15 protein-coding genes are annotated in these 16,822 nt (G+C 70.9%); 9 read left to right on the forward strand and 6 right to left on the reverse strand.

Annotation, left to right across the window (positions count from 1 at the left end):
- Positions 1–219: 219 nt before the first annotated feature.
- Positions 220–630 (reverse strand): SCO2097 family morphological protein, encoded by a 411-nt coding sequence (locus MB1_RS11710; protein ID WP_066907017.1) that lies wholly within the window; start codon positions 628–630, stop codon positions 220–222.
- 262 nt (positions 631–892) lie between these two features.
- Entirely contained in the window at positions 893–1,309 is a 417-nt protein-coding gene (locus MB1_RS11715) for an SAV_6107 family HEPN domain-containing protein (RefSeq protein ID WP_066907018.1), read from the reverse strand.
- A gap of 199 nt (positions 1,310–1,508) precedes the next feature.
- Between MB1_RS11715 and MB1_RS11720 the strand changes: the two genes are divergently transcribed.
- From MB1_RS11720 to MB1_RS11740, 5 genes are all read left to right on the forward strand, one after another.
- Positions 1,509–2,117, forward strand: coding sequence for a GNAT family N-acetyltransferase (locus tag MB1_RS11720; RefSeq protein WP_066907020.1), 609 nt, complete (start codon positions 1,509–1,511; stop codon positions 2,115–2,117).
- Between the two features lie 11 nt (positions 2,118–2,128).
- A complete protein-coding gene (locus tag MB1_RS11725; RefSeq protein ID WP_066907022.1) occupies positions 2,129–3,730 on the forward strand; it encodes a phytoene desaturase family protein in 1,602 nt (533 codons plus the stop codon).
- On the forward strand, positions 3,727–4,641 hold the full coding sequence (locus tag MB1_RS11730; protein WP_084351593.1) for a carotenoid biosynthesis protein: 915 nt from the start codon (positions 3,727–3,729) through the stop codon (positions 4,639–4,641). Before MB1_RS11725 ends, MB1_RS11730 begins: the two co-directional genes overlap by 4 nt.
- A 62-nt stretch (positions 4,642–4,703) precedes the next feature.
- Entirely contained in the window at positions 4,704–5,357 is a 654-nt protein-coding gene (locus MB1_RS11735; protein ID WP_066907420.1) for an LppM family (lipo)protein, read from the forward strand.
- Positions 5,358–5,546: 189 nt separating this feature from the next.
- Complete coding sequence (locus tag MB1_RS11740) at positions 5,547–6,701, forward strand: glycosyltransferase family 2 protein (protein WP_245650147.1); 1,155 nt, start codon at positions 5,547–5,549, stop codon at positions 6,699–6,701.
- Here the strand turns inward: MB1_RS11740 and MB1_RS11745 are convergent.
- A complete protein-coding gene (locus MB1_RS11745; protein ID WP_245650159.1) occupies positions 6,642–7,586 on the reverse strand; it encodes a methylenetetrahydrofolate reductase in 945 nt (314 codons plus the stop codon). The genes MB1_RS11740 and MB1_RS11745 overlap by 60 nt on opposite strands.
- A gap of 201 nt (positions 7,587–7,787) precedes the next feature.
- On the opposite strand from MB1_RS11745, the gene MB1_RS11750 reads away from it, so the two are divergent.
- From MB1_RS11750 to MB1_RS11760, 3 genes are all read left to right on the forward strand, one after another.
- Positions 7,788–8,861, forward strand: coding sequence for a polyprenyl synthetase family protein (locus tag MB1_RS11750; protein WP_066907025.1), 1,074 nt, complete (start codon positions 7,788–7,790; stop codon positions 8,859–8,861).
- Positions 8,858–10,375, forward strand: coding sequence for a phytoene desaturase family protein (gene crtI, locus MB1_RS11755; protein WP_066907028.1), 1,518 nt, complete (start codon positions 8,858–8,860; stop codon positions 10,373–10,375). Before MB1_RS11750 ends, crtI begins: the two co-directional genes overlap by 4 nt.
- 162 nt (positions 10,376–10,537) lie before the next feature.
- Positions 10,538–12,172, forward strand: a complete 1,635-nt coding sequence (locus MB1_RS11760; RefSeq protein ID WP_169801644.1) for an alpha-(1->6)-mannopyranosyltransferase A — start codon at positions 10,538–10,540, stop codon at positions 12,170–12,172.
- A gap of 35 nt (positions 12,173–12,207) precedes the next feature.
- On the opposite strand, the gene MB1_RS11765 is transcribed toward MB1_RS11760, so the two are convergent.
- Entirely contained in the window at positions 12,208–12,576 is a 369-nt protein-coding gene (locus tag MB1_RS11765) for an Rv2175c family DNA-binding protein (protein WP_066907429.1), read from the reverse strand.
- Between the two features lie 218 nt (positions 12,577–12,794).
- On the opposite strand from MB1_RS11765, the gene pknB reads away from it, so the two are divergent.
- A complete protein-coding gene (gene pknB / locus MB1_RS11770) occupies positions 12,795–14,714 on the forward strand; it encodes a Stk1 family PASTA domain-containing Ser/Thr kinase (protein WP_084351654.1) in 1,920 nt (639 codons plus the stop codon).
- A gap of 42 nt (positions 14,715–14,756) precedes the next feature.
- Here the strand turns inward: pknB and MB1_RS11775 are convergent, their stop codons facing one another.
- Together MB1_RS11775 and MB1_RS11780 are read right to left on the reverse strand one after the other, a co-directional pair.
- Positions 14,757–16,142 (reverse strand): class II 3-deoxy-7-phosphoheptulonate synthase, encoded by a 1,386-nt coding sequence (locus tag MB1_RS11775; RefSeq protein ID WP_066907034.1) that lies wholly within the window; start codon positions 16,140–16,142, stop codon positions 14,757–14,759.
- A gap of 183 nt (positions 16,143–16,325) precedes the next feature.
- A complete protein-coding gene (locus MB1_RS11780; protein ID WP_066907037.1) occupies positions 16,326–16,808 on the reverse strand; it encodes a polyadenylate-specific 3'-exoribonuclease AS in 483 nt (160 codons plus the stop codon).
- Positions 16,809–16,822: the final 14 nt, after the last annotated feature.

Below are 16,822 nucleotides of genomic sequence, written 5' to 3' on the forward strand. Positions count from 1 at the left end.
CGGCCCGCGGCGACCTCGCCCCGGTCCGGGGCCGCGGTCATGTCGGGGACCGCGGGCTGTTCCGGTCGGGCGGGTCGGGGATGTACCCGCCGGGGCGGCGGGGCTGTACCGGTCGGGGCGCATCCCGGACACGAAGAAGTCGGGCCGCTTCGAAGCGGCCCGACCTTCGCTATGCACACGTTTTGTTGTCGCCTCGGGAGCCCGAGGTGACCGGGAGATTTATTCGAAGCGCTTCCGGAAGCGGTCTTCCATCCGGGCGGTGAAGCTCTTGCCGGAGGGACGCTTCTTCGGAGCGGCAGCCCGCTCCGTCGATCCCGCCTCGCCCGCCGTCCCGGCGGAGCGGCCCTTACCGCCCAGCAGGATCAGGACTCCCGCACCGAACATCAGCAGGAAGCCCAATAGGCTGACAAGTAGGAATAGCTGACTCTGCGTCGACAGCGGTATACCCGCGACGAGCAACACAAGCCCAACAACGAACAGGGCAATCGCCTGCAGCTTGCGAGGGCCCTGCGCCGAACGAATCCCGCCTCCGCCGCCTCGGCGTACCGCAGAGGCGAACTTGGGATCCTGAGCGTAGAGATCTCTCTCAATCTGATCGAGCATGCGCTGCTCGTGCTCGGAGAGTGGCACAGTACCTCCCCTGGCACACGCCGTAGTGGGTCGCCCGCATCCGCGCGCGCGACAGATGATCACGTTCCGACTGACCACCCGGCTCCCATGATACGAGCAGTGGGCGAAGTAGACCACATCCAGGCGGTAAGCCGAGTGTCAAGTCTTGACTCATTCTGCCGGCTCCGCCTCCGGTTCCGGCCGCGGGGCCGCTCCGCCGGAAAAGTCGGGTGCCCGGGAACCGTGTTATCGAACGATCACCCGCACGCGAATCGGGCGGCGATCAGGCGATCAGCCCCATCTGCCCGGATACCGGCTCGCCGCTGGTCGCGCAGGCTCGCTCGACCTGATCGAGGAACTCGCCGACACAACCGAGGAACTCGTCGGCCGCCGCCTCGGTGACCTCGCGGCTGATGCCGGCCTCGAGCGCCGCCCGCAGGTCGGATCGGCCGGCGAAGTAGTCCGCCCGGGCGGCGAACTCCGGGCCGACCCGCCGCAGCTGCTGCCAGGCGTTGCGCGAGCGCCCCGGTCCCCCGACCAACGCCGCGGTGATCGCCCCGGCGCCGCGCAGGGCCGCGAGATAGGAGATCCGGAACCGCTCGTCCGGGGCCGAGGTGACCGCGGCCTCCATCAACAATGCGTCGGCGCGGCGCAGCAGCTCGCGCGACCGCGCGGTGGGAACGATCGTCGGTGATGCCATCTGCTCTACCTCCCTGGAGACCTCGTAACTGCGGACGCGCCGACGGCGGTGTCGATACCGCGACGCGGGCGCACTATCGTTCTCGAGTAGTCCGGCGAGCGGATCGCATCCCCTCGACCCGCCCGCCGAACACGTTCTTCGAACGCGAGTTCGATGGGCGTCACGCTACCGTCACCCACCGACACGTTTCTCGAACGAGGTGAGAGCCGTAACTGCCCACGCCCGATCCGCACGCGTGGTCGAGTTGCGCCCGGACGAGATGCGGGCGCGGCTCCCGCAGGCCCTGAGCGTCTACGTCCGGGCGATGGGATACCCCGACGGCACCGATCGGCACCGCGCGCCGATGTGGGTCGAGCACTCCCTGCGACCGGGCTGGCGCGGGGTCGCCGCGATCAACCCGGACGACCGACTGATCGCGGTCAGCTACGGCTATCCCGGTTCGTCCGACCAGTGGTGGTACCGCCAGGTCCGCGACGGGATGCGCCGCGGCGGCGTACCAGCGGCGCGGATCGACGAGCTGCTCGCCGACTACTTCGAGCTGACCGAGCTGCACGTCGACCCGACCGAGCAGGGTTCGGGAATCGGCCGCGCCCTGCTGCTGCGGCTGCTCGAGGGGGTCGGCTCCCAGCGGGTGCTGCTGTCGACGCCGGAGGTACCCGAGGAGGCCAACCGGGCCTGGCGGCTCTACCGCAGCCTCGGCTTCGACGACGTCGTGCGCCGGTTCACCTTCTCGGGTGATCGCCGCCCCTTCGCCGTCCTCGGCCGGCCGCTGCCGATCGAACCGCCCGCCGTCGGACCGGTCGACTGAGCGAACCGAAGATGCCGACCTCCCATGACACCGACACCATCGTGGTCGGTTCCGGCCACAACGCACTGATCTGCGCGGCCTACCTCGCCAAGGCCGGGCGGCGGGTGCTGGTGCTCGAACGCGACAGCGTGATCGGCGGGGCGGTCTCGACCGTCGAGCGGTTCCCCGGATACGCGATCGACCGCGGCTCGTCGGCGCATCTGATGATTCGCCATACCGGCATCCTCGAGGATCTCGACCTGGCCTCGCACGGGCTGCAGTACGTCGACTGCGATCCCTGGGCGTTCGCGCCCGCGGCGCCCGACGACGATCGTCCCCCGCTGATCTTCCGACACAACCTCGACGACACCTGCGAGTCGATCGAGGCGGCTTGCGGGCCGCGCGATGCCGACAACTACCGCCGCTTCGTCGCCTGCTGGCAGCCGCGCACCGAGCGGGTGCTCGCCGCCTTCGGTCGCGCGCCGAGCGGCCCGGAGCTGTTGCGGTCGTTCTGGGGGTTGCCGACCCCGGACGGCGGGTCGGCGTTGGGCCGCGAATTCCTGATGACCGGGGACTTCCTGCTCGACCGGTGGTTCGAGGACGAGCGGCTCAAGGCCGCGCTCGCCTGGTTCGCCGCCCAGTCCGGTCCGCCGATGTCCGAGCCGGGGACCGCACCGATGGTCGGCTTCGCCGCGGCGATGCATCTGATCCCGCCCGGCCGCGCGATCGGTGGCAGCGGCAGTCTCACCCGGGCGCTGGCCGCACTGATCACCGACCGCGGCGGCGAGGTGCGCACCTCCTCCCCCGTCGTCGAGATTCGCCGGGTCTCCCACGGACTGGTGGTGCGGACCGGCGACGGTGTCGAGATCACCGCTCCGACGGTGGTCGCCGGCTGCCATATCTCGACCACCCTCGATCTGCTGGCCGCCGGCGGCGCCGACGAGAACACGATCGCCGACCGCCGCGACGCGATCCGGGTCGGCAACGGCATCGGCATGGTGGTGCGGATCGGCGCCGGCGAACTGCCGCGCTATCGGGGTATCGACGATCCGGCGGTCACCGCGACCGGCCTGCAACTGCTGGTCACCGACCGCGCCCAGTTGCACCTGGCGCACGGCGCCGCATCGGCGGGGCAACTGCCGCCGAGACCGGCCGTCCTGGCGATGAGCTTCAGCGCTGTCGATCCATCGATCAGCCCGCCCGGCAAACAGCAGCTGTCGTTGTGGTCGCAGTGGCATCCGTATCGGCTCGCCGACGGCCGGCGGTGGCGCGGGGGTGCGGTCCGCGATCTGGCCGAACTCGAGGCGGACCGGATCGTCGGTGAGCTCGACCGGTACGCGCCCGGCTTCGCCGACACGATCGAGCACCGGTACACCCAGAGTCCGGAGGATCTCGAATCCGAGCTCGACCTGCGGGCGGGCAACGTCATGCACATCGACATGAGCCTCGATCAGATGATGATGTGGCGGCCGACGGCCGACCTGTCCGGCTACCGCGTGCCGGGCACCCCCGGCCTCTATCTGACCGGCGCATCGACCCATCCCGGCGGCGGGGTGAATGGGGCCTCCGGCCGGACGGTGGCGCATCTGGTCCTGCTCGACGGCCGCCGACGGCGCATGCGCCTGCTGCGATGATCGACGCGGCCCGGCGGACGGGCGCCAGGCTGCGGGGTGGATCGGCACGGCGATACGGGGCGGGCCGGTTCGGCTGGGCCGCCGCGGTGGCGATCACCGCGACCGCGATCGGCATCCAGATCGTGTACCCGCTGACCTCCGGTTCGACCCGCGATGTGGTCACGATTCTGGTGGTCGCGGCCTCGGCGACGGCCTGCCTGGTGCACGCGGCGACCACCCTCGGACCGCGCGCCGCACTCGGGATGCTGATCGCCGTCGCCGGTATCGGCGGGATTTCCGAGGCGATCGGCCTGGCCACCGGTCTGCCGTTCGGCTGCTATACGTACGCCGCCGAGCGGCTGGGCCCGGCGGTCGCCGGGGTTCCGCTCGTGGTCGCGGCGGCCTGGTGGAGCGGCTTCTACCCGATCGCCTGGATCACCCACCGAACGATCCGCCGACGCCTGCTGCGCATCCCGGTCGCCGCGGCGGCGATGGTCGGTTGGGACCTGTATCTCGATCCGCAAATGGTCGCCGACGGGATGTGGATCTGGTGTTCGACCGCGCCGACCCTGCCGGGTCTGCCGAATATCCCGGTGACCAACTTCCTCGGTTGGTTGGTCGTCGCGACGGTGATCGCGGTGGCGATCGATCGCGCGCCGATCCCGTCGATCCACGGCGCCGACCGGACGCCGCCCGGCCGGGACGACATCGTCCCGGTGGTGCTCTTCTGCTGGACCTGGCTCGGTTCCGCCCTCGCGCACGCGGTCTTCCTGGACACCGCGGCGATGGGATGGTCCTGGGCGTACGGCTTGGTCGGCATGGCGGTCGCCGCCCCCGCGCTGCTGCGACTGTGGCCGCGCGGCCACCGCCCGGGGCGCCCGACCTCCCGCGACGACGATCCAGCCGGCAGGATGACCGGGTGCCCGACGTGATCACCTCCCGCGCCGATGCCCCCGCCTCCCCACGCCGATCCGGAAGAATCCGGCGCCTGGTGATGCTGGTCGGCATGTTGGCGGTAGCCGTGCCGCTGCTGACCGGCTGCCTGCGGTTGCAGGTGTCGATGGGCGTATCCGAGGACGACCGGGTCTCCGGCCAGATCGTCGCGGCCACCGTGCAGACCTCCGATACCGACCTCGGACCGCAGCTGACCCCGCCGGATTCGCTGGGCAACCGCGTGCGCGTCGAGGAGTACCGCCAGGACGGGTACGTCGGCACCCGGGCGTTCTTCTCCGATCTGACCTTCGGTGACGTCCAGTCGTTGCAGGCGATGGCCCCCGAATCCGGCGGGTCCTATCAGCTCGAATTCCAGCGGTCGGGCGATGTGGTGACCCTCTCCGGGCAGGTCGACCTCAGCTCGCTGCCCGCCCAGGGCAGCGACGTCCAGCTGACCGTCGCCTTCCCCGCCCGGGTGGCGACCACCAACGGCGTCCGGGACCAGGACAATGTGGTCACCTGGAAGCTGCCGGCGGGCGAGAGCACGATGGTGCGGGCCGAGGTCCGCTACCCCGATCCGGGTACCCGCAGCTTCGTCGGCTGGGCCGGCATCGTCGGCGGCGTGACGATCGGTGTCGCCGCGATCATCGGCGCCATGGCCTACCTGGCCCGCAATCCCTCGGTCCAACGGTCGAAGCCGACCGACCAATCGTAGAAGCCGACCGGCGAGGCCATTTTCCGAGTGCGGTGGACGAGGGCTGTGCACAACCCGCAGGTTTTCGGGGTGCCGAGGAGACTATTGTCTTCGCACCCGAAAAACGGTCGGGTACGCACAGCCCCGCCGACGCAACCTTCTCCGGATAGCACCGGCGGGCGTGGCCGGTGGGCGTTCATCGCCACGACGGTGTCGGTGGCGGCCGCCGCGACCGCGGTGCTCAACGCCCGTACCGCACGGCTCGACCGCGCCCTCGGGATCGCCGACACCACGACCGAGGTGGTCGCGATCTGCATCCCGGCCCGCGACGAGGCCGACACCCTGCCGCACCTGCTCGACGATCTGCGCGCGCAGACCGGCCCGCACCGGCTGCGGGTGATCGTCGTCGACGACGGGTCGACCGACGGCACCGCCGCCATCGCCCGCGCCCGGGTGGCCGGCGATGATCGCTTCCGGGTCGAGACCGCACCGGCCGAGGTGATCGGCAAGACCGCGGCCTGTCGGTGGGCGGTCGCGAGGCTCGAAACGGCAGCCGATGCCGGGGCGGGTGCGGCCGATACCGCCGACGTGTCCGGGGATGCGCCGACGGTGCTGATCTTCGTCGACGCCGATGTGCGGCTCGGCCCGGAGGCGATCGCGGCCGGCGTCGCCGAACTGCGGCGTGCCGACGCGGAGTTGCTGTGTCCGTGGCCCACCCAGGCGGCCGACGACCCGCTCGGCGCCCTGCTGCAACCGCTGCTCGCCTGGTCCTGGTCGACCACCCTGCCGCTACGCCCGTCCGAGGCGCTCGGACTGCCGTCGATGGCCGTCGCGTGCGGGCAGTTCCTGGTCTTCGACGCCGCGCACTATCGGCGGATCGGGGGACACGACAGCGTCGTCGGCGAGGTGGCCGAGGATCTCGCGATCGCCCGAGCGGTCCGCCGATCGGGCGGCCGCACGATCGTGCGGTACTCCCCCGCTCTGGCCCGCTGCACGATGTACCGATCCGCCGGCGATGTCCGGACCGGCCACCGCCGGTGGTTGGCCCCCTCCACCGGTGGAGCGGTCGGGGCGCTCGGCGCGGCGGCCCATCTGACGACGACCGGCCTGTTGCCGGTGATCGCCCTGCTGGTCGGCGGCGACGCGCGAGTGCGGACGTTCGGTGCGATCGGTTACGCGGCCACGGTCGCCGGTCGGCTGGTGGTGCGGCGGGCCGAAAGCGGTCGGCGGCCCGGGCGGATCGACCTGCTGTCCGCACTGGGCCACCCGGTCGCCGTCATCGCCGAGTTGGCCCTGCTGGCCGATTCAGCGCGCGCTCACCGGTTCGGCGACGTTGAGTGGAAGGGCCGCCGGCTGGGCCGGTAGCTCGACGGTATAGCCGAGATTGGTCAACACCTCGCGGGTCGCGCGGGCGAAGTTCATCGTGATGAAGTGCAGCCCCGGCACCCCCTCGGCGATCAACCGCTCGCACAGTTCGGTCGCGATCTCGATGCCGGCCGCGCGCACCGCCGCACGGTTGGCCTCCGGATCGTCGCCGGCGGCCCGCTCGAGCCGCTCGACCAGCGGGGTCGGCATCGGCGAGCCCGACAATTCCGCCATCTTGGCGACCGTCCGCATCGAGGTGATCGGCATGATCTCCGGGATGATCGGCTTGGCGCCCTGTTCCGGATCGTGCGCGGCCAACCGGTCGCGGAGGCGCAGGTAGTCCTCCGGATCGAAGAAGACCTGCGTGATCGAGTAGTCGGCGCCCGCGCGCAGCTTGTCCGCCAGGTGGCGGGTGTCGTCGGCGAGGTTCGGCGAGCGGTGATGGCCCTGCGGGACGCAGGCGACGCCGACGTGGAAGGAGCCCAGCTCCTTGACCAGGCGAACCAGCTGTTCGGCGTAGGTCAAGCCGTCCGAGCGCGGAATCCACGGTCCGAGCGGGTCGCCCGGTGGGTCGCCGCGCAGCGCGAGGATGTTGGTGATGCCGCGGTCGGCGTAGGCGCCGATCATCGCCCGCAGGTCGGCCACCGAATGCCCGACCGCGGTCAGATGCGCCAGCGGCAACAGCGTGGTCTCCTCGGCGATCCGACCGGTGACCCGGACGGTGCGATCGCTGGTGGAGCCCCCTGCGCCGTAGGTGACCGACGCGAAGGCCGGCCGCAACTGCTCGAACTGGCGCAGGGCACGCCAGAGCCGCTCCTCGGCCACCGCGTCGCGTGGGGGCAGGAACTCAACCGAGAACGGGGGCCGCCCGTCGACCGAGCGCAGAGCATCGACGACCGACCCGCGACGTACGGACGAGACCGACCGGCCCGGACGCGGGGTCGACAGGGGTCGACGCGGCCGCGGAGCGGTCGGATGAGCGTTATGGGGGTCGGGCACCCGTCCAGGATAGAGTCCGGCACTTCACATCCCACCGGCCGATGTCCATCGGGCGACCTCGACGGGCCTGCCGGTACAGTTCGACGGGTGACGTCGCCGCCGGTTGAAATCGTTCCTGCGGTCGAACGCGCGTTGGCCGACTTCATCGATTGCCGACGGGACCTCGTCGACGCGGTCGGGCCGGTCTTCCGTGACGGCACCGACAGTCTGGAACGCTTTGTCCTCAACGGGGGCAAGCGCATTCGGCCCTCGTTCGCCTGGTTGGGGTGGCTGGGCGCGGGCGGTCGCAGCGAGCGTGGCGACGCGGTGGTGACCGCATGCGCCGCGCTCGAATTCGTCCAGGCCTGCGCACTGATCCACGACGACATCATCGACTCGTCGTCCACCCGTCGCGGGGCCCCGACGATTCACGTCGATCGGGCCCGTCGACATGCGCAGAACGGCTGGGACGGCAGCGCCGACCAGTACGGGATATCGGTGGCGATCCTGCTGGGCGATCTGGCCCTGGCCTGGGCCGATGACATGTTCGTCGGCGCCGGACTCGACCCGGAGGAGCTGCATCGCGCCGCGCCGACCTGGTCGACGATGCGCACCGAGGTCCTCGGCGGACAGATCCTCGACGTCACCGCGGAGGCGGCCGACGACGGCACCGTCGACACCGCCCTGCGGATCAATCGCTTCAAGACCGCCGGCTATACGGTCGCCCGCCCCCTCGAATTCGGCGCCATGCTCGCGGGCGCCGACCCCGCCGTGCTCGACGGCTACCGGGCCTTCGGCATCGACATCGGCGTCGCCTTCCAGCTGCGGGACGACCTGCTGGGCGTCTTCGGCGATCCGGCGGTCACCGGCAAGCCGTCCGGCGACGACCTGCGCGAGGGCAAGCGCACCGTCCTGGTCGCGGAGGCCCGCGTCGCGGCGGCGGCCCGCGCGGACGGGTCGACCGACCGGCTCGGCGAGCTGATCGGGGTGACGCTGTCCGACGAGGAACTGGCCGAGGCGCGCGCCCTGCTGGTCGAGCTCGGCGCGGTGGCGGCGGTCGAACGGCAGATCGACGAACTGCGCAGCCGGGCGTTGAAAACCCTCGACGACCTGGACATCGTGCCGGAGGCCGCCGAACGGCTGCGCTCGCTCGCCCTGGCGGCCACCAAGCGGGAACTGTGAGCATCGGCGGGGCCTGCGCGGCTCCGATCGTGGTGGTCGGCGCCGGCCTGTCCGGGCTGTCGGCCGCCCTGCAGCTGCGCGGCGCCGGGCACGAGGTGCTGGTCCTCGAACGAGCCGACGAGGTCGGCGGCCGCGTCGGGGTGGCCGGGCCCGAGGGCTACGCCTACGACGTCGGCGCCAGCGTGTTGACGATGCCCAGCCTGATCGACGAGGCCCTCTCGGCGGTTGGATCCGACCGCGACCGGGTCGATCTGCGGCTGATCCCGATCGAACCGGCCTACCACGCTCGCTACGCGGACGGCAGCACCCTGGACGTGTACGCGGACGCCGACGCGATGGTCGACGAGGTTCGCCGGGTCTGCGGGCCGGAGGAGGCGCAACGTTATCTCGATCTGCGCCGCTGGTTGACCGAGATCTACGAGGCGGAATACGACAGTTTCATCGACGGCGACCTGACGGCCCGCTCGGCCGGCGACCCGCGGGTACGCCGAGCCGCCGCCGATATCCTGCGCCTCGGCGGCACCGGAAGCCTGGGTCGACGGGTCCGCTCGCTGGTCCACGACGATCGTCTGCAACGGCTGTTCACCTTCCAGGCGCTCTACGCGGGCGTCTCCCCCACCCGGGCGCGCGCGATCTACGGCGCGATCCCCTATATGGACACGATAGGCGGGGTGTCCTTCCCCATCGGTGGGATGCGGCGGGTCCCGCGGGCGATGGCCGAGGCGTTGGTCGCCGCGGGCGGGCGGATCCGGACGTCGGTGACGGTGACGGGACTCGAGGCTTCGGGTCGCACGATCGTGGCGGTGCACACCGCCGATGGGGAGCGACTGGAATGCTCCGCCGCGGTGCTGACCCCGGATCTGCCGGTCGTCGACCGACTGCTCGGGACCGTCGGCGTGCCGGCTCCCCGCCGGCGGCGGCACTACTCCCCGTCGGCGGTGGTCATGCACGGACTGGTGGCGACCGACGTCGTCGAGCGCTGGGATGTCCGACATCACACGATCGACTTCGGCGCGGCCTGGACGACCACCCTCGACGAGTTGGTCGCATCCCGCGGGCGTGCCCGGCCGATGACCGATCCGTCGCTGCTGATCACCACGCCGGCGTTGACCGATCCCGGTCTGCGCCGCACGATCGACGGCCGCTCGTACGATCCGATCTCGGTCCTGGCGCCCTGCCCCAATCTGGATGTCGCCCCCCTGGATTGGCGACTGCTGACCGAGCCCTACCTCGCCGAACTGCGCACGGTCCTGCGGCGGCGCGGCTACGAGGGCATCGAATCGATGCGCGTCGAGCATGTCGACACCCCGGCGACCTGGGCGGCGGCCGGCCTGGCCGCCGGTACCCCGTTCTCGCTGGCACACCGCCTCGATCAAACCGGTCCGCTGCGCGTCCACCGCGGCACTCGCGCCTTCGACAATGTCGAGGTGGCCGGCTGCGGGACGACGCCGGGTGTCGGGATCCCGCCGGTCCTGATCTCGGGCAAGCTCGCCGCCCGACGTCTGATCGCCTGATCGCCCGATCGCGGCGGGGTCGCGCCGCTTCCCGCCGCAGTATCGCCAGGCAGTAAACTGTTCACGCGGCGGAGGCCGTCGCCGCGGAACGACGTGTCCATCCGGGCCTTTTCGCGGCAGGCAGATCTGCGGCCGAGGGCGAGAAGGAGGGGGCGAGCGACGATGGCGTCCGACGTTCCGGTCCGCCCCGGCTCCTCCCCGGCGCACGATCCCGATTCCTCCGACCCGACCGCACACGTCGACGCGGTCGAGGTACGGACCTCCGAGATCCCCTCCGGCCGGCGACGCCTGCGCACGCGGCTCGGCGCCCCCGGTCCCCTGGGAACGATCGGCACGACCCTCGTCGCGGTCGGCGGTCTCGGTGTCGGCGCGATCACCCGCACCGACCCGGTCCTCGAAGCGGCCAACCTGTCCTGGCTGCGCTTCGGCCACGGCCTGATCATCGCGATCATCCTGTTGTGGACCGGTGTCGGACTCAACCTGATCGCCTGGGTGCGATTGGGTCGGGCGTTGCCGGACGGCGGGTACCCGGTGCGCCGGCTGTGCCGGATCGGCGCGGCGTGGATGGCGCCGTTGATGGTCGCGGTGCCGCTGTTCAGCCGGGACGCCTACTCCTATCTCGCGCAGGGCGCGCTGCTGCGCGACGGATTCGACCCCTACCTGGTCGGACCGGTCGCGAACCCCGGCCTACTGCTCGACAACGTCAGCCCGGTGTGGATCGCGACCACCGCGCCCTACGGCCCGGCGTTCCTGCTGCTCGCGCAGGGCGTCACCACCGTCTTCGGCGACAACATGATCGCCGGCACGATCGCGATGCGCTTCCTGATGCTGCCGGGCCCGATCCTGACGGTCTGGGGCATCGTGCGGATCTGCCGACACTTCCGCACCGATCCGAGGACGGTCGTGTGGTTGGCGGTGCTCAACCCGCTGGTGCTGATCCACCTGGTCGGCGGGGTGCACAACGAGATGCTGATGGTCGGCCTGATGACCGCCGGCATCGCGCTGGCCCTCGACGGCAAGCACAGCGCCGCGGTCCTGACGATCACCCTCGGCGTCGCGGTCAAGGCGACCGCCGCCGTGGCGTTGCCCTTCGTCGTGTGGATCTGGGTCGCCCATCTGCGCGAACGCAAGGGCAATACCACCGCGACGCCGGTGCTCTTCCTGCGCGCACTCGGCTCCTCGTTGGCCCTCTTCGGCGTGGTCTTCGTCGCGGTCTCGCTGGCCGCCGGCGTCGGTATCGGCTGGCTGACGGCGCTGTCGGGGTCGCAGAAGATCATCAACTGGCTGTCGCTGCCGACGATCCTGGCCCATATCGTCACCGTCGGGACGTCGTGGTTCGCCGATCTGCACCTCGAGCAGGTCCTCGACGTCACCCGGCTGATCTGCGGGGCGATCCTGCCGGTGGTGATGGTGTGGGCGTGGTGGCGTTTCCGCGGCACCCCCCTGGACGCGACCCGCGGCATCCTGGTCTGCCTGGTCGCCGTGGTGATCCTGTCGCCGGCGAGCCTGCCCTGGTACTACTCCTGGCCGCTGGCACTGACCGCCTGTGTGCCGCTGACGCCGCGCACGCTGACGATCCTGGTGGGCCTGTCGACCTGGCTGATGGTGATCTTCAACCCCGACGGTTCACACGGGCTCTACTCGCTGCCGCATGTGCTGGTCGCGACCGCTGTCGCGGTGCTCGCCGCGCGCTCGCTGCATCACGTCGACCCGCTGCGGTTGCGGCGCCTATTCGGAACCGCCCCGCAGGAACCGGACCGCTCGGACGCCGACCGCTCGGCGCCCGTCGGCGGATAGACGACCCGGCGCGAAAGAAACCGCGACCGGATCGGTCAGAACGCCATCACCTGGGCGCGTCGGATGACGTCGCGGGCGAGCTGGCTGTGCAGGACCGAGACCGGGGTCGCCCCGAGGACGTCGTCGGGCCGGTAGATCCAGGCGAGGATCTCGCTGTCCTCGAAGCCACCGTCGCGCAGGACGGTGATCACCCCGGACAGATGCTTGATGAATTCGTAGTCGTCGTCGAGCAGGGTGCGCGGCACCCCGACGATCCGGTCGCGCCGAATCGCCAGCCCCTTGCCGTCCCGAATCATCTGGTGGACCCGACTGACCGGCAGTCCCATGCGGGCCGCGATATCGGTCAACGGAACAAGTTCCTCGTCCGGGGACAGCACGTCCTCACAGACCGGCAATGGACTCACACCTGCCACGTTAGCGTCCCGCCGGCCGTCGCGGGAATCGCCGATGCCCGCGACCGGGCGACACGCCCGCAGGCCGTACCGCTCGTTCCCCGCGCCCGCGGTCGGTGCCGCCGGCTACGATCGTTCCAGGGGGTCGCTCTCGTCGACCGAACGTTAGGGCCCCCATGCGTCAGGACACCCACAGCTTCGGCGAACGAACAGAGAGCGCTCCGCAGACGATGACAGCGAGCCGAGGACTCGTCGGCACCCTGGTGGATGGTCGGTATCGCATCGACGAACTGATCGCCCGCGGCGGCATGTCCACCGTCTTTCGCGCGCTCGATGTTCGGCTCAATCGGCCGGTGGCGATCAAGGTGATGGATCCGGCGTTTGCCGCCGACCCGCAGTTCCTGGCCCGGTTCGAGTTCGAGGCCTTGGCGGTGGCCCGGCTGCACCATCCCGGTCTGGTGGCGGTCTACGACCACGGCCGCGATCACGACCTGGCGTTCATAGTGATGGAGCTGGTCGAGGGCGGCACGCTGCGCGAATTGCTGCGTGAGCGCGGGCCGATGCCGCCGCACGCGGTGGTCGCGGTGATGCAGCCGGTGCTCGACGCCCTCGCGGTGGCGCACCGGGCGGGTCTGGTGCACCGGGATATCAAGCCGGAGAACGTGCTGATCTCCTACGACGGCGCGGTCAAGGTCGCCGACTTCGGTCTGGTGCGCGCGGTGGCCGCGGCGAATGTGACCTCCAACAGCGTCATCCTCGGCACCGCCGCCTATCTGTCGCCGGAGCAGGTGTCGTCCGGTCGGGCCGACGCCCGCAGCGACGTCTACTCCGCCGGCATCCTGACCTACGAGCTGCTGACCGGGGAGACCCCGTTCGAGGGCGACTCGTCGTTGGCGATCGCCTTCGCCCGCATCGACCGGGAGGTGCCGCCGCCGAGCAGTGCCGCGCAGCAGGATGTGCCGGAGTTGTTCGACGACTTCGTCCTGCAGGCGACGGCCCCCAATCCGGAGGATCGTTTCCCCGATGCCGGGGCGATGTCCGCGGCGCTCGGTTCGATCACCCAGCAGCTCGAGCTGCCCACCTATCGGGTACCGGCGCCGATGCGCATCGCCCAGCGATTCGCCGACTTCGACGACGGCACGATCCCCCCGCCGGTCCATCGGGTGCGCCCGCGCGCCGGCGCCGAACCGCCGGCGGAGGAGGACCGCCAGTCGGAGCAGCGCTCGACCCAGCTGCGGCGCGGCGACAACCGCAAGGTCCCCCGGCCGCGCGAACCCGACTTCCTGGAGAACCGACGGCGCGGCCGACAGGCGATCGCGATCTGGCTGGCGGTGGTGTTCATGCTGGCCGCCGGTCTCGCCGTCGGCGGCTGGTATCTCGGCGTCGGCACCTTCCAGGCGGTGCCGCGGGTGAGCAATATGGACCCGGGAACGGCCGCGTCGACGCTGCAGTCGGCCGGCTACGACAGCCGGCAGCGCGAACAGTACGACAACACCGTGCCCGCGGGCTGGGTGATCGGCACCGATCCGCGCGAGGGCACCCGCACCACCCGCTCGACGATCGAGATCCTGGTGTCGAAGGGGCGGCCGACCGTGCCGCAGATTCAGGGCACCCCGAGCACCGACACCGTGCGCGATCTGCTGACCGAGCGCGGGCTCAACGCCGTCGACGGTGAACGACGGGTCAGCCCCGGCGTGCCGGACGGCGTGGTGGTGGCCCTCGATCCCCCACCGGGGACGACGGTCGACGTCGGCAGCGAGGTGCGACTGGTCCTCAGCGGCGCCCCGGAGACGACCCAGTCGGCGTCGGCGCCCGCCACGCGGGCCGAGCCGAACACGCAGCAGGAACCTGCCACACAGAATGCGGCGCCCGAGCCGGTGACAACGGAGGCTCCGGTACCGGTGGAGACGCAGGCGCAGGGGCAGCAGCCGACCGTCGAGGCGGCCGCCATCGCGGTGGCGGTGCCGAGCCTGCGGGGCCTCAACACCGACGACGCGCGCTTCGCGCTCGAACTCGAACAGCTCACCTCGGCCGGGGAACGGATCGTCCCGGCGGCCGACGTCACACCCGGCCGAGTGACCGGTTCGGAGCCGTCGGCCGGGACGATGGTGGCTCCCGGAACGGCGGTGACGATCCTGGTCGCCGGCTGATCGCGTTCCGGCCGGGCGCGTGACCCGACCGGAACGGCGGGTCTAGCCGCGCAGCATCTCCGCGACCAGGAAGGCCAGCTCGAGGGACTGCTTGGTGTTCAGCCGCGGATCGCAGGCGGTCTCGTAGCGGCCGGCCAGGTCGAGGTCGGAGATGTCCTCGGCGCCACCGAGACATTCGGTGACGTGCTCACCGGTCAGCTCGACGTGGATGCCGCCGGGGTGGGCGCCCAGGCCGCGCATCACCTCGAAGTAGCCCTGCACCTCGTCGACGATCCGGTCGAAGTGGCGGGTCTTGTAGCCGGTGGACGACTCGTGGGTGTTGCCGTGCATCGGATCGCACTGCCAGATCACCCGGTGGCCGGTGGCCTCGACCTTTTCGACGATCGCGGGCAGCACGTCGCGCACCTTGCCGTTGCCCATCCGCGAGATCAGCGTCAGGCGGCCGGGCTTGTTGTTCGGGTCGAGGCGCTCGACGTACTCGACGGCCATATCCGGGGTGGTGCTCGGGCCGATCTTGAGGCCGATCGGGTTCGCGATCAGCTCGGCGAGGGCGATGTGCGCGCCGTCGAGCTGGCGGGTACGGTCACCGATCCACAGGAAGTGCGCCGACAGGTCGTAGAGCTTCTGCTCGGTGCCGTCGTCCTTGAGGCGCAGCATCGCGCGCTCGTAGTCGAGCACCAACGCCTCGTGGCTGGCGTAGATGGTGGCGGTCTTCAGGTTCGGGTCGACGACGCCGCAGGCGTCCATGAAGCGCAGACCGCGATCGATCTCGGCGGCGAGGTCCTCGTAGCGGGCGGCGGCCGGCGAGGAGTTGACGAACTCGCGGTTCCAGTCGTGCACCTTGTGCAGGTCGGCCTGTCCGGCGCTGCTCAGGGCGCGCACCAGGTTCATCGCGGCGCTGGCGTTGGCGTATGCGCGCACCAGGCGGGAGGGGTCGTGGACGCGGGTCTTCTCGTCCGGAGCGAAGGAGTTGACCATGTCGCCGCGGTAGCTGGGCAGGCCGAGGGAGTCGAGATCCGCCGAGCGGGGCTTGGCGTACTGGCCGGCGATGCGGGCGACCTTGACCACCGGCATCGAGGCGCCGTAGGTCAGCACGACCGCCATCTGCAGCAGGGTGCGGACATTGCCGCGGATATGCGGCTCGGTGTTGTCGGCGAAGGTCTCGGCGCAGTCGCCGCCCTGGAGCAGGAAGGCCTCTCCGTTGGCGACGGCGGCGAGCTGGTCGGACAGCTGCTCGACCTCCTCGGCCACCGTGATCGGCGGTACCGATTCGAGCACCGTGCGCATCGACGCGGCCTGACCCGGATCCCAACTCGGCTGCTGTACGGCCGGGCGGGAGAGCGCGTGATCGAGGCGCTTGCGAAGCTCCGACGACAACGGCGGCAGCTCGGGCAGGGAATCGATTGGCACGTCGACGGTCCAGTTCACGGGACCAGGATACGCACCGCCCGATCGGCGAATCCCCAGTCCCCGTGCGCCACCCGACCGCCGGGGCCCGGCCGGCGGGATTCGCCCCGCGGAGCCGAACCGGTCGCACGGCCGGTTCGGCGGGCTCGTGCGGGCCGGGCCGCACACGCCGAGCGGCCATCCACCGGCGCCACGCCGCGACGACTACCAGCGCCGCGCCGCGACGATCGCCTGGTACTTGGCGAGGTTGTGTCGCGCGTCGGCGAGCGCGTCGTGGGCGTCGAGGGGCGGCCGGGGCAGCTCCGGTCGGCCCGCCTCGTCCCACAGTTGCTTGAGCTCGCGGGTATAGCGCGGGAGCTGTCGGGGCAGGTCGACCATCGACCCCCAGAGCTGGCACAACGCGACATGGTCGTACGCGGCGACCCACGCCCACAACTCGGGCTGACCGTCCGCGGTCAGGAACTCGTGGAGTTCGTCGCGGATCCGGCTGCGGCTGCGGTACAGCGGCGACGCCGGCGACGGGAGTTTCGAGAGCACATTGGCGCGCACCCACGGACCGGCCCGACCGGGGTCGAACTCCGTGGAAATCGCGTAGTACTCGCTGCCGTCCTCTCCGACCACTCCGATCGATACCAAGTCGATTGTGCGACCATCCTCGATGAACTCGCAGTCGTAGAAAAAGCGCACCGAACGACCATAAT

Source organism: Millisia brevis NBRC 105863, from assembly GCF_001552615.1.
Taxonomy (GTDB): Bacteria; Actinomycetota; Actinomycetes; order Mycobacteriales; family Mycobacteriaceae; genus Millisia; species Millisia brevis.